The organism is Mesocryomonas lacus (genome assembly GCF_055730135.2).
In genome coordinates this window covers 246,748-258,588 of record NZ_JBUZWE020000007.1, presented here as the reverse complement: position 1 = coordinate 258,588, position 11,841 = coordinate 246,748, and the positions used below count along the sequence as shown (strand labels likewise).

The following is an 11,841-nucleotide window of genomic DNA, read 5'->3' as shown; positions in this document are numbered from 1 at the left end:
TCAGCATGCGGTCGACGTAAGCCGAGAGGTTCGGGTAGTCGGCGATGCGGCGCAGGTTGCACTTGAACAGGCCGTGGTAGGCAGCGTCGAAGCGGATCAGCGTGACAAAGAGCCGGATGTCCGCCTCGGTCAGGCGTTCGCCGAGGAGGAACGTACGACCTTCGAGGTGAGACTCGAGTTCGTCCAGCATGCCGAAGACGTCGCCGAAGGCCTCGTCGTAGGCGATCTGCGTGGTCGCGAAGCCCGCACGGTAGACCCCGTTGTTGAGACGCGGGTAGATCCGGTCGTTCAGGGCGTCGATCGCGCCGCGCAGGTCCACGGGGTACAGGTCGACGTCCTTGGATGCCAAGCCGCCGAAACCCGAGTTCATCATGCGAACGATGTCGGCAGACTCGTTGTTGACGATCGTCTGTCTCTTTCGGTCCCAGAGCACGGGCACCGTGGCGCGGCCAGACACCGTCGGGTCGGCCCTGGTGTAGAGCTCGTGCATGTACGTGGCGCCATTGACCTCGTCGCGGTCGGATCCCGGATAGTCCCCGAAGCGCCAGCCCTCGTCGGTGAGCGCCGGCTCCACCACCGAGACGGAGATGGCGTTCTCGAGCCCCTTCAGCTTGCGCGCGATCAGCGTACGCGACGCCCAGGGGCAGATCAGGGCAACGTAGAGATGGTAGCGTCCCGCCTCGGCAGGAAACCCGCCCTCCCCGGCCGGTCCCGCGCTCCCGTCCGGTGTCACCCAGTTGCGGAAGCTCGAGGTCTGGCGGACGAAGCCACCCTGCTCGTCCTTTGCCTGCACGGGTTGCCAGTCGGCGGTCCACTTGCCGTTCACGAGCATGTCGCTGTCCTTTCGATGTCCGTCACGTCAGGCGGCAACGGTTGGCTTGAGGGCGGCCGCGATGAAGTCGCGAGTGAGGGTCGCCCCTTCGGCCGAGACCGTGTGGCCGAGACCGGGGAAGATCCGGCTCGTCACGTCGAGACCCTCCGCACGGAGGACCTCTTCCGCCCGCGTCGTCTCCCCGAAGGGAACGATGGGGTCAGCCGACCCGTGCAGCAGCAGGAGCTTCGTTCCGACGGACGGTGAGTAGGGCGTCGGCGACGCGAGGCGCCCCGAGATGGCCACGGCAGCCGCGACGGGCCATCGCCCGGACGCGATTGCATCGAGCACCATCATGGAGCCTTGCGAGAAGCCGACCAGCACGACCCGGTCCAGCCTGTCCCCGAAGCCACTCCGATCGAGCTCCGCGCGCATCACCTCGTCGAAGGCCGAACGTGCAGTGGCGATCCTTGCGGGGCGGTCCTCCGGCGTCACGTTGGCAACGCTGAACCACTGGCGCCCCGACCCTTGGTCGAAGGCAAAGGGGCCGTCGGGAGCGATGAACGACACGTTCGGCAGTGAGGACCGCCAGGGCCCGGCTACGCCCAGCATGTCCCGGCCGTTGCTGCCGACGCCGTGCAGGAGGACGACCAGGCCGTCCGGTGATGGTGTGGGGGTCATGTGCTTGTCTCGGAGGTAAGTGTGATGGACGTGTTCCAGGGATCACGAAGGGCAAGACGCGTCCCGGCGTTTCCCTCCTGGCCCGTCGCACGCGACCGTATGGCTTCGATGGTGTCGCGACCGACGGTGATCTCGACATCCTCCAGTCCAGTCGTCCCCTCCGTCCGGGGCAGGGCGCCGCGGCTGTTCCAGATATTGGCGGCGAGCTGGTGGTGGTAACCGCCCGAACCGAAGAAGCTGCCGCCGGGATAGCGGGCAGTCACGTCGAAGCCGAGCACGTCGCCGTAGAACGCCTCCGCAGGCGCAATGGCGCCGACCTGGAGATGCACATGGCCGACGTTGCCGCCTAGCGGGAAGCCGCGCCACTCCCGGCCCTCCGCCGCTTTCAAAAGGTTCTGCGCATCAAGGGCGTCCGTCGACATGCGAACGGCGCCGCCGTCCCAAGCCCACTCCGCGCTCGGCCTGTCTGCATAGATCTCGATGCCGTTGCCCTCGGGATCGGCGAGGTAGACCGCCTCGCTGACCAAGTGGTCGGATGCGCCCTGGATGGGGACGCGCCGTTGAACCGCGAAGGCCAACCAAGCGCCGAGGTCCGCACGCTGCGGCAGAAGGAATGCCGTATGGAAGAGTCCTGCGTCCCGCGGCGAGCGAACCCGCGCCGACGGCTCATGCCGGAGCTCGACCAGCGTCGCGGCGTCGGTCCCGAGGCGCAGGGTGCCGGCCTCGCGGCTAACTCCGCGAAGGCCGATCACGTCCCGGTAAAACCCGGCGACGCGATCGAGGTCGCGTACGACGAGGGTCACTTTGGAGACCCGGTGCGGCGCCTTCGCCAGCACCGGATCAAGGGAAGAGCGTTCGATGGCGCTCTGGGTCGCGATGGTCATCGAGATCTCCTTCGAATGCTCGCTCGGTTCGGCTGGAATATCAGGCCCGGGCCGTGCGGAGTGCGACAACGGACGTCGGGCGAAGAGCATAGGCGCCATCGCCAAGGAGAGCGACCGAGACCAGCCCGACGATCCAGAGCGCCAAGAACTCCCAGCCACCGTTCGGGTTCGTGAAGAAGAACCCGGCAGGCCCGTGCACGGTGACGATGGCACCGAGGAGACCGGGGATCAGCGCCAACGCGACGATGCGGCTGTAGACGCCCGCGATCAGGGCAAGGCCACCCACGGTCTCGACGAGGATCACAAGGTAGGCAAGCGGACCGGGAAGGCCGAGGCTGGTGAAGAACTGCGCTGTGCCGGCGGGCGTGAAGACGAAGAACTTCAGGCCGGCGTGGGCGAGGAAGAGGATGCCGAGGGCCACACGGAGAGCGGTCGCGGCATAGGGTGCGGTACGGTTGTCGATCATTTCGGGTCTCCTTGATTGGACACCCTCCATGTGCCCACACCCGCCGGGTTTGATAATCCGCAGGGCAGGTATAACACTCCACATCGGAGGTGTGAGGCGATGTTGGACAGGTTCACGGGCATCCAGGTGTTCGCACGCATTGCCGGACTCGGCAGCCTCTCCGGAGCGGCGCGGTCGCTCGGCATGTCGCAGACCATGGCGACGAAACACATGGCGGCGCTGGAGGAGCGGCTTGGTGTCAAATTGCTCCATCGGACGACACGCAAGGTCACCCTGACCGAGGCGGGCCGCCGCTACCTCGAAAGCACCGAGCGCATCCTTGGAGAGCTGGAAGAGGCCGATGCCGTCGCCTCGGCCGAACGTGTCGAGGTCACGGGCACGCTACGGGTGAACGCGCCCGTCTCCTTCGGCGTCCGTGAGGTCGCGCCGCTGCTCGCAGCGTTCTCCCGAGCGCACCCGGCCCTTGCCGTCGATCTTGGCCTGAACGACCGTGTCGTCGACCTGGTCGAGGAGGGATGGGACGTGGCGATCCGGATCGGCCGCATCGACGACCAGACATTGATCGCCCGCAAGCTGGCCCGTTGCCGCCTCTTGGTAGCGGCTTCTCCGGCCTACCTTCGGGAACGCGGTGTCCCGCGAACCTTGGCCGACCTCTCATCCCACAACTGTCTCGGCTACACCCTGTCGAGCGCCCTCGGCCCGCATCGCTGGCAGTTCGGCGTCGACGGGGACGTCGACGTCCCGATCCGCGGGGACCTGCGGGCGAACAACGGCGATGCACTCGTGGCCGCGGCTTTGGCCGGACAAGGGCTGGTCTACGAGCCGACCTTTCTCCTAGGCGACGAGATCCGTGCGGGGCGACTGGTCGCGCTCGAACTTGACCACCCTCCGCTCGAGCTCCCTGGCGTGTTTGCCGTCTACGCCGCCAATCGACGCCCGCCTGCGAAGGTGCGGGCGTTCATCGACTTTCTGGTGGATCGATTTGGCGATCCGCCGCCTTGGGATCGGAAGCTTCGTTCAAACTCAGACCCTAAAGTTTAAGATCGAGGTTTAGTGTTTTGCGGCGTCAGCTTGTTTCCGGTCACGCCCAAGGCGGATCTACAGCTAACCTTCCGTTCCAGCCATATGGGATTGAAGCAGGGTTAGAGTGCCAGGCCTAGCTGTCCTTTCGGGAACACTAGCTGTACGTCCATCTGTTCCCGAAGCGCTTCCGAAAGGACCGGGTCAAGACTGAGGTCTTCGCGAATCAGACCGTGTCGCCAGCGATGCGCGGATCCCGGATGTGGCCATGGCGGGCAGTCGACGACCGGATACCAGCACACGCCCTGGACCCGGGCACCTCTCTCCTGTGCCCATTCAACCTCCATCAGCACGTGCTCCAGCCAACGCCGTTTGTCGAATCCGGGAAAGCGCCGACGCTGTGCGCGGTGTCCGTCGTGCCAGCTCGTCTCGGCGACGAGGATCGGATGTTTGTACCGTCGCCAGCTCTTCAGGATCGCTCGGCCGAGCGGCGCCCGCGCGGTGTGCGGGTAGGAGTTGATGCCGACGGTGTCGACGACGCCGGCGGCCACCAGCCTGTCGACCGCCGCGAACTGCCGCTCGCCGATCCCGTTGATCGGGTCACACGCGAGCAGTCGGACATCGCCGTGGTGGTCGCGTGCGGCGCGTGCCATGGCGATCGCCATGGCGGTCGCTTCCTCCCAGGCCATTCCCGCCAGCATCGGGTAGATCGACGGCTCGTTGACCGGACAGAGTTTCAGCGGTCGTTTCGGATTCGCGGCACGTGCCACGGCGACGGCGTGAGCCACGGGATCCGGCGGGCGGTCGAAATGGGCAAGATCCCAGGTGACCTCTAGTCCCGACGCCTCGGCAAGCCGCAGCCGCGGGACCGGGTCATGCCGCCAAGGCAAGCCGTCCCGGGCCCGATGAAGCCCGTGGGACCGAGCGATGGCGTAGTGTTCCCTCATGCGGTCATCGGGCAGGTGCCGGGTCGTGACGAGCAGATCGTGGTTCGACCAACCGAGATGGCCAGACTCGAACCCGGCCCAGAGGGGAATGCTCATGCGTCTGGCAAAGCAGCCCGGCCAGGATGGGTCAAGGCCGTCGAGCCGAAAGCCGTTCACGCAACTCTTGGACCCAAACTACCAGTCCGAACGCCGCAGCCATGGTGCTAGGCGTTGGCCTCGCTTCCCGACGCGTCCCGTCCCGTGATCGCCCTCTTTGAACTAGGACAAGCCACTTTGTCGGCGCCGTTCACCTACCAACGGATCCGCGGGTTTCCGGAAAACCGACCCTGAAGCAGGTACCAGTGAGTCCCGCTCGCGACACGGCGGAGATTTTGCCGTCAAGTTGCTCGCTCAACGACTTAATCACCCGCATACCGAGGCTGCCGTGGATTGAAAGCGGATCGAACTCGGCTGGCAGCCCGTCGCCTTCGTCGCAGACTGTGAGCATCTGCTCACCAGCGGTACGACGGTAACTTACGGAGATCTTGCCTTTGCCGTGCTTGGCGGCATTCGTCACCAGCTCGTTGACAAGCAGACCGATCGGCTGGATCTGCGTCGTCGGTACGTTCCCCTCGTCACCATCCACCTCCACCTCCCGATCGAGGATTGAAGCCAGGTCACCGCACAGGCGGCGCAGGAACGTGATGCAGGACGTCTCGACAGACTCGCCTGCATAGAAGTGGCGGTGGACCTGGGCCACCGCCGCGACCCGGTTCGCCGCTATCTTCAAGTGCCCGGCCGCGTCACCGACATCCGGCGAGCGGCTTTGCATCGTCAGGAGGCTCGCTACGAACTGAAGGCTGTTCATGACACGGTGATCGATCTCTTTGGCCATCAGCCTCGCTTGCTCGACTGCACGGCGTGCGGAAAGCTGGAGCTCCATCTGGTCCATCACCACGGAGGCGAGATCCTTCAGATCCTCGATCTGGGCCTCGTCGATCGGCCGGGCTTCCTTGTCGATGATGCACAAGGTGCCGAGATTGTGGCCATCGCTGCTGGTCAGCGGCACGCCCGCGTAGAAGCGCAGGCCAAACTCACTTGCGACGAGCGGGTTGGCGAGCGAGCGGGCATCGATGCTGGCATCACGGAGGATGTACGGGATGTCATCAAGGATTGCCGAGGCGCACAGTCCAGGATCGCGCCCTATCTCGGTTACCGACACGCCGTGGTGCGACTTGAACCAGATTCGATCCTCGTCGACGATGCTGATGATTGAAATGGGTACGCCAAAGCGCCGGGCAGCAAGCGCGGTGATGCGGTCGAATGCACCATCCGGCGGCGTGTCGAGGATATCGTAGCGCCGGACCGCGGCCATGCGCTCGCGTTCCTTATTGGCTACAGTCGTCGAAGCATCCATCTTAGCGTTGATCCCACGCGAACGTCGCGGACGCCAGTACTGCCCGCTCTCGCCTACTCTGTCGATATCGTATCGATGACAAACGCTTGGTATGGATCGATTATGACCATGGGCATCACGTCTTGCGGACCGCAGCCGCGAACTGGTCGGTCGAAGCGGTCACCTTGTGGATCTCGTGGTCGATCCGCTGGTTCTCAAACTGGTCCACTGGGCTCGCGGCTTTCGGACAAGCCGAAGCACGCTGAACAATCAGGGGCGTCCATCTGCGAGGCCTGCCCCAAGGCTTGCGTGTCGACATACTCCTGGATGCGCGTCAGCCGGCCATCGCTGACCTTGATGTCGAAAACCCATTCGTCCGTAATCGGTTTGCCCGTGGCCTTGATCGTTCCCGTCGCCACGCCGGTGACCATGACCCGGTCGCCCGGCGCGATGAACTCGGGGGCTTCGGGTACGTCGTTTCGATCTCCCTGGAGACCATCCTGATCACGGCAGCCAGTACCGCGTGCCCGCGGTGCGTGCCAGCCAGCGCCCGATCCTTGCCGGGGATGATTACTCGATGTTCCCGGCAACCAGCGCCGGCGCGCCCTGCGTGTCATCGCTCAAAATCGCGGCGAAGAAGTCCTTCACGGCCTGAACGTTCTTCTCGGTGCTCACCGTCATTCTCCATTTGGCTTGTAATGGGTCGGACCGGACTTGGTCTGGTCCCCTTTTGCCACCTGCGCGCAAGGGCGAGACCATCCGTCAGTCGAACTTGACCAGGTCTTTGAAGATCAGCTTGCCTCAGCTTTTCCCCCTCGCCTGGACGAGCAGCCCGCCCCTCCGAGTGCGCCCCAAGGTTGACGGGGGAGAAGCCGAGCTCCTGCGCCAACGTACCGATCTCAGCGGCGGCTCCGTCGTCGTCGCTCGACAGGAACACGACCCTCTTGCCACCGTGCACCGCCGGGTCCTCGCCGAGTACCGCAGCGCCCAGATGGTTGAAGCCCTTGACCAACCTCGCCCCGGGGAAAGCCCTTGTGACAGCTTTGGACGACGGGAGACCGTCCAGGTCCTCAGGCGGCACGCCGTAGGCGTTGGTCACGTCGACGACGGTCTTTGCGTCGCGTCCAATGGACCGACGTTACCGTCGGAACCTCGTTCGAGTCGCGTCATGCGGCGTTGCGTCCGCGAGATGCGGTTCCGCCGCCAGGCGGCCCGCGACCTCGCGTGCCTTCTCCACTTCGATGGCGATGTCACGGAATGGCCGTGCCTTCCGCCGCCTCTTCATGACGGCGAGCGCACCTTTGTCGTCGACCTTGGTCACGTGCCTCGCTCGTCAGCTTGACGCGACGGTGGAGGTCGAGCCGAGAGGTCGGGGCATCGTTCGTGCTCCGTTTAGATTCGGGGAACGGATCTGGCCGAGGCTCCTCGAAAGCATCACAACCTGGGTGCAGCGGTCGCACGATCCCGCAGGTCCCTTGGGGAAGTGCCGGCGGCACCCACAGCAACGTGACGACATCGCCGTGACGGTCGATCGCCATGGCGGCCGCCTGGCATCCGTCCACTGGGCGGCCCTAGCCTTCTCGGCACTCCCCATTGACCGAAGGACTCGTGTTCCCTCGCCTTGGCGTGTACGAGCCCTCGAGAGCGGTGCTTGTTCGTGGACGCACCTGGACGGATCGGGACTCGGGATGGGATTGGTCGTTTGAGCGTTGCCGAAACAGCAGGCGAGGACTGGCGCTTGTGGGAGCCTGACCACCCGGTTCTTTCCGCGTTTGATGTGGTCGCGGAGGAGATCAGAGACTGGAAAGACACGGGTACCGGCCGTGCACCCGACAGGCTGACCAGCTCGGAGCGGCAATATCTAGAAAAAAGCCAGGCCGGGCTCGAGCTTGCGCTGGAGTGTGTCAAGGACAGCAACGGCAGTTCCGAGTGTCTCGATGCCAAGGCCATCGACGATTGGCGCCAGGTCGAGGCCATCGACCTGAGGATCTGGAAAAGTCCCGTTTCGGCGATCTTGTATGCGGTCGCCACCTCCGCGGTTCACCACTCCCTTCGTGACCGGTCCGCCACGGAGCCCACCATTAACCAAGGTGTACTTGAACAGGGGGTCACCGCCTTGAAAAGCCTCGTGAGGGCATATCGTCGAGCGGGGGCGAGCCTGCCGCCGGGCGAATTCCTGCATGCTGGAATGGCATCCATGCAGCGGCGCAGAGACTACATGGGCGCCGACCTTGCGATTGTCGTAGGCGCGAACGTGCTGGGCGTTCCACGTTTCCGGGTGGTTTTGTTCCAAGCGAAGGTCGAGGAGCGCGACGACCGCAACAAGGCCAACGTGGGTCGCAACCAAGGGAAGCAACTCGACGAGCTGCTTGCGACGGGCATGGGCTACTACCTGTTCTATCCACGACCGATAGAAGGCGGGAACGAGTCGGGCGAAACACGTATGCTCCCGACGGTGAGGAGGGCCGGAAACGTTTTTGCGGACGTCGCCACCACGAAGGGATCGGCAGCCAAGTACAAGGTGAACTGCTACCTGGATCGCAAGGGCAACGTGAACGCGATAGATTTCGCCCTGTTTGTCTCGACCTACATGTCTGGACACTCGGTATCGGCCGGCCGTCTCTTCGCCACTCCGGAAGCAGCGGCGGAATCCTTGATCGTCGGCGGAAAGCCGTTGGCTCCGAAAGTGCTGGTGATCGACCGTACGGGACTACTTTCCGTTCATGAGCTTCTCGATGCGTTGAAAGCGGCGGGGTACCGCAAGCACGTAACGATGCGCGTTCCCGCCGCCATTGACCCAAAGCCCATTCATGTGGCAGACGCCGCTCCTTCGCCATCAACGCAGTAGTAAGCCGACGGAAGCCGTCTGAGTTTCCTTCGCCTTGCCAACGACCCGGCACGCAGCATCGATGCCCCCCCACTGCCGTTAGCAAGCGCGTCGATGTTGTCCCACTGGTTCGAGTCACGGGCGAGTTCCGCCAAGAGCAACTCGACGTCGCCGTACGTGTCGCGTGGCAGCCACTCCATCAAAAACCTTGTAAAACCTGCTACGAACTCGGGTCTGGCCCAGAGTCGCGAGTAGACGAGCCAGCACCAGTGTCCCTTCGCGGCATCGGCTAGGTACGACCAGGCAACCCTTTCCCCGGCAATGCCGTAGGAAAGTTCGGACATCCGCTCCAACAGCCAGATCAGCTCTTTCCCTCCATCGAGTTCGTTGACGGCGAAGAGGAACTGTTCGTTCCGTTCGAGCTCCTCCGCATTCCGCCCCCCTGAAGCGGCAATGCGCCGAAGCCGCTGGACGCACAGGGCCGCATGGACCGAGGATGGGCACCGAACCGTCCAGTTCGCCCGGATCCCGGCGACAGCGGCATCTTGGAAGGACGCGTTGCATGACATGGACGCACCGTAGAGATGCGACAGCCGGCCCAGATGCTCGCTCGTCCAGCATCTCGTCGCAGCCACTGCGTCGAGCATTGCGCCCTCGTGGGTCACACGTTCCAGGGAGCGGTCCAGAATTACGCTGCGCTCCAGCGCCGCGACAAGGATCGAAAGCAATCTGGGATCTCGGCTCAGGAGGGGGAAGTGGTTCACCAAGTTCCTGAGTTCGGCAGTCCGTTCGCTTCGCGTCGCAACATCCGACAGCTCGGCAAGCAGTCCGTCGATGTATAGATGGGAGTTTTGATCGATGTAGACGTCGAAGCCGTATGTTGCGGATCCCAACCGCTCCCGCAACTCGGACAGCCCGAACGCCGCGTCAGCGTAGGCAGCGACCACCAGTTGCGTCGGAAGAAGCAGCCCCGGCCAGTACTCCGTTTCCGCAACGTCAATCTTCAAGGGGGCGTCCTTGAGGAAGTTGCGCAACCCTCGATGGTCCGCGGATACGTCCGCGGCGGCTTTCGCCAGTATGAGGCGGCCCCTCTCACGAAGATAATCTTCCACACGGTCGGACTTCAACGACCGCAGGACGGACTCCAATGCACCGGCAACGTCGCAACAGAGATTGGATGAGCCAGGGTCGCGGACTGCGTGCAGCCACATGACCGCGGCCGGCCCACCATTACCGGGCCTCCATTCGCGCAGGAGCGAACGGCGCATCTCGAGCGTATTGGCAGATTCAGTCTCGTCCTCCTCCAGATCACCGAGCCAAACCCTGATGGCATCCCCTCCATCGACGAAACCCGACCCTTGCCCTAGTGCTTCCACATCAAGCTGGGCCAATGGGTTGACGTACCAGTCGATCATCATCGTTCCACCACCGCGTTGTCAGGTCCGCCACCGGGAAAGAGTGGAAGCATTCCAGCGGAACCTCAAGCCATCCGGCGCTCTGTTCTCGATGGCGCTCCGCTCGTGCGTCGGCGAACGGCGCCATGAAGCGACGGTGACCCAACGCTTAACCCGCCCTTAAGCATGTTTCGCCAATGGTGGAATGCGGAGCTTGGGGACCAATTTCTTCAAGGGACGACGAGAACCGATCGTAACGCCTCCACGGCGACGAGGCGCAGGGTGGGCGGACGTATGGCAGCAAGGTTCATCGATCTCTTCAGCGGCGCGGGACTCTTCAGCGCCGGGATGATCGAGGCCGGAATGGAGCCCGTTCTCGCGGTCGAACTGTCGCGGGACGCCGCGGCAAGCTACAGGCAAAACGTTTCCCCTTGCGTCGTCACGGCCTCGGCTGCCGACGCGTTTGCGGCCCCCGGATGCGACGTCCTCGTCGCGGGGCCGCCCTGCCAAGGATTCAGCACGCTCGGACGCCGCGATCCCCTCGACGAGCGCAACGACCTTGGTCTAAGCATCCTGCCATGGGTGTCGGTCAACCGCCCGCGCGTGGCTGTGGTCGAGAACGTCCCGCCCTTCGTCCGATCCGCCCAGTGGCGCAAGCTCGCAGACGGGCTGTGCGCCATGGGCTACGAGGTCGCCGTATGGGAACTCGACGCCAAGGACTTCGGCGCGCCCCAGCGGAGGCGGCGCGCGTTCACAGTCGCGTCGAAGGTCGGCCCCATCGCCCAACCCGCCCCCCTTGTGTCGACGCCGACCGTCGCGGACGCGATTATGAACCCGGCCCGCCCCTTCACCGCGGACGACCCCATGCACGTCTGGCCCTTCGCCTCGCCCTTGGCGTCGGAACGCATCGCGCTCGTACCGCGCGGCGGCGACAAGCGCGACATCATCCGGGTCGCTCCGGAGCTCTGCCCTCCGTCATGGCTTCGGATGGGCTGCCAGGCGACAGACGCATGGGGCCGCATCGACGCTGACGCCCCGTCGAACACGCTGCGCTGCACGTTCCAGAACCCGTCCAAGGGGCGCTACCTCCATCCGGTCGAGGACCGCGTCCTTTCGCTCCGCGAGGGCGCGCGCCTGCAAGGGGTGCCGGACTCGTGGCAGTTCGTCGGGCGCCCCTATCCGGTCGCGCGACAGATCGGGAACGGGGTGCCCATTCCGTTGGCGGCTGCGGTTGGGAAAGCTGTGGCCGCAGCCCTGTAAAGAACGTCCCGCTTGCGTCCGCTGTCCGCGATCATTCGGCGCTCCTGGGCAAGGTGGACGAACTTAGGCAGTACAGGCGTCGCGGAGAACCCGAAGGTGCTGCTAGGACCTGCTTGGGGAGATCAGCCTCGGTTGGTGACGCTTGTCCCAAGCGACAGCCGCGCAAAAGCTCCCTG

The 11,841-nt window shown here is 64.5% G+C and carries 11 protein-coding genes and 2 pseudogenes; 3 read left to right on the top strand and 10 right to left on the bottom strand.

Features of this window, described 5'->3' with window-relative positions; all coding sequences use genetic code 11:
• The 4 genes from ACZLZY_RS13540 to ACZLZY_RS13525 all read right to left on the bottom strand — a co-directional run.
• Positions 1-832, bottom strand: an 832-nt coding sequence (locus ACZLZY_RS13540) for a glutathione S-transferase C-terminal domain-containing protein (protein WP_496253582.1), incomplete at its 3' end; no start/stop codon positions are given.
• Positions 833-859: 27 nt separating this feature from the next.
• Positions 860-1,492 carry an alpha/beta hydrolase gene (locus ACZLZY_RS13535; RefSeq protein ID WP_472934436.1) on the bottom strand — a complete coding sequence of 211 codons (633 nt, stop codon included), beginning with the start codon at positions 1,490-1,492 and terminating at the stop codon, positions 860-862.
• On the bottom strand, positions 1,489-2,376 hold the full coding sequence (locus tag ACZLZY_RS13530; RefSeq protein ID WP_472934435.1) for a VOC family protein: 888 nt from the start codon (positions 2,374-2,376) through the stop codon (positions 1,489-1,491). The genes ACZLZY_RS13535 and ACZLZY_RS13530 overlap by 4 nt, the downstream gene beginning before the upstream one ends.
• 40 nt (positions 2,377-2,416) lie before the next feature.
• Positions 2,417-2,842, bottom strand: a complete 426-nt coding sequence (locus tag ACZLZY_RS13525) for a DoxX family protein (RefSeq protein ID WP_472934434.1) — start codon at positions 2,840-2,842, stop codon at positions 2,417-2,419.
• Positions 2,843-2,941: 99 nt separating this feature from the next.
• Between ACZLZY_RS13525 and ACZLZY_RS13520 the strand changes: the two genes are divergently transcribed.
• Positions 2,942-3,883: a LysR family transcriptional regulator gene (locus ACZLZY_RS13520; protein ID WP_472934469.1), complete on the top strand. Its 942-nt coding sequence runs from the start codon at positions 2,942-2,944 to the stop codon at positions 3,881-3,883.
• A 101-nt stretch (positions 3,884-3,984) separates the two neighbouring features.
• Here the strand turns inward: ACZLZY_RS13520 and ACZLZY_RS13515 are convergent, their stop codons facing one another.
• The 5 genes and pseudogenes from ACZLZY_RS13515 to ACZLZY_RS13495 all read right to left on the bottom strand — a co-directional run bounded on the left by ACZLZY_RS13515 (position 3,985) and on the right by ACZLZY_RS13495 (position 7,505).
• Complete coding sequence (locus ACZLZY_RS13515; protein ID WP_472934433.1) at positions 3,985-4,905, bottom strand: hypothetical protein; 921 nt, start codon at positions 4,903-4,905, stop codon at positions 3,985-3,987.
• Positions 4,906-5,095: 190 nt separating this feature from the next.
• Positions 5,096-6,163: a sensor histidine kinase gene (locus ACZLZY_RS13510; RefSeq protein ID WP_472934432.1), complete on the bottom strand. Its 1,068-nt coding sequence runs from the start codon at positions 6,161-6,163 to the stop codon at positions 5,096-5,098.
• A gap of 236 nt (positions 6,164-6,399) precedes the next feature.
• Positions 6,400-6,859, bottom strand: a pseudogene (locus tag ACZLZY_RS13505) (nuclear transport factor 2 family protein).
• 126 nt (positions 6,860-6,985) lie between these two features.
• Positions 6,986-7,298 (bottom strand): annotated as a pseudogene (locus ACZLZY_RS13500) (NAD(P)-binding domain-containing protein); the annotation flags it as partial.
• A 24-nt stretch (positions 7,299-7,322) separates the two neighbouring features.
• The gene (locus ACZLZY_RS13495) at positions 7,323-7,505 is read right to left on the bottom strand and encodes a hypothetical protein (protein ID WP_472934431.1); all 183 of its coding nucleotides are present in this window, start codon (positions 7,503-7,505) and stop codon (positions 7,323-7,325) included.
• 381 nt (positions 7,506-7,886) lie between these two features.
• On the opposite strand from ACZLZY_RS13495, the gene ACZLZY_RS13490 reads away from it, so the two are divergent.
• On the top strand, positions 7,887-9,032 hold the full coding sequence (locus ACZLZY_RS13490; RefSeq protein WP_472934430.1) for a hypothetical protein: 1,146 nt from the start codon (positions 7,887-7,889) through the stop codon (positions 9,030-9,032).
• Here the strand turns inward: ACZLZY_RS13490 and ACZLZY_RS13485 are convergent.
• Positions 8,993-10,426, bottom strand: a complete 1,434-nt coding sequence (locus ACZLZY_RS13485; protein ID WP_472934429.1) for a hypothetical protein — start codon at positions 10,424-10,426, stop codon at positions 8,993-8,995. The two genes, ACZLZY_RS13490 and ACZLZY_RS13485, sit on opposite strands and share 40 nt — an antisense overlap.
• A 273-nt stretch (positions 10,427-10,699) precedes the next feature.
• Between ACZLZY_RS13485 and ACZLZY_RS13480 the strand changes: the two genes are divergently transcribed.
• Complete coding sequence (locus ACZLZY_RS13480) at positions 10,700-11,665, top strand: DNA cytosine methyltransferase (RefSeq protein ID WP_472934428.1); 966 nt, start codon at positions 10,700-10,702, stop codon at positions 11,663-11,665.
• Positions 11,666-11,841: the final 176 nt, after the last annotated feature.

Excerpts from the sequence above, each read along its gene's own strand:
- ACZLZY_RS13530 (WP_472934435.1), bottom strand. The coding sequence starts at position 2,376 with ATGACCATCGCGACCCAGAGCGCCATCGAACGCTCTTCCCTTGATCCG.
- ACZLZY_RS13480 (WP_472934428.1), top strand. The coding sequence starts at position 10,700 with ATGGCAGCAAGGTTCATCGATCTCTTCAGCGGCGCGGGACTCTTCAGC.
- ACZLZY_RS13520 (WP_472934469.1), top strand. The coding sequence starts at position 2,942 with ATGTTGGACAGGTTCACGGGCATCCAGGTGTTCGCACGCATTGCCGGA.
- ACZLZY_RS13535 (WP_472934436.1), bottom strand. The coding sequence starts at position 1,492 with ATGACCCCCACACCATCACCGGACGGCCTGGTCGTCCTCCTGCACGGC.
- ACZLZY_RS13485 (WP_472934429.1), bottom strand. The coding sequence starts at position 10,426 with ATGATCGACTGGTACGTCAACCCATTGGCCCAGCTTGATGTGGAAGCA.
- ACZLZY_RS13515 (WP_472934433.1), bottom strand. The coding sequence starts at position 4,905 with ATGAGCATTCCCCTCTGGGCCGGGTTCGAGTCTGGCCATCTCGGTTGG.
- ACZLZY_RS13525 (WP_472934434.1), bottom strand. The coding sequence starts at position 2,842 with ATGATCGACAACCGTACCGCACCCTATGCCGCGACCGCTCTCCGTGTG.
- ACZLZY_RS13510 (WP_472934432.1), bottom strand. The coding sequence starts at position 6,163 with ATGGCCGCGGTCCGGCGCTACGATATCCTCGACACGCCGCCGGATGGT.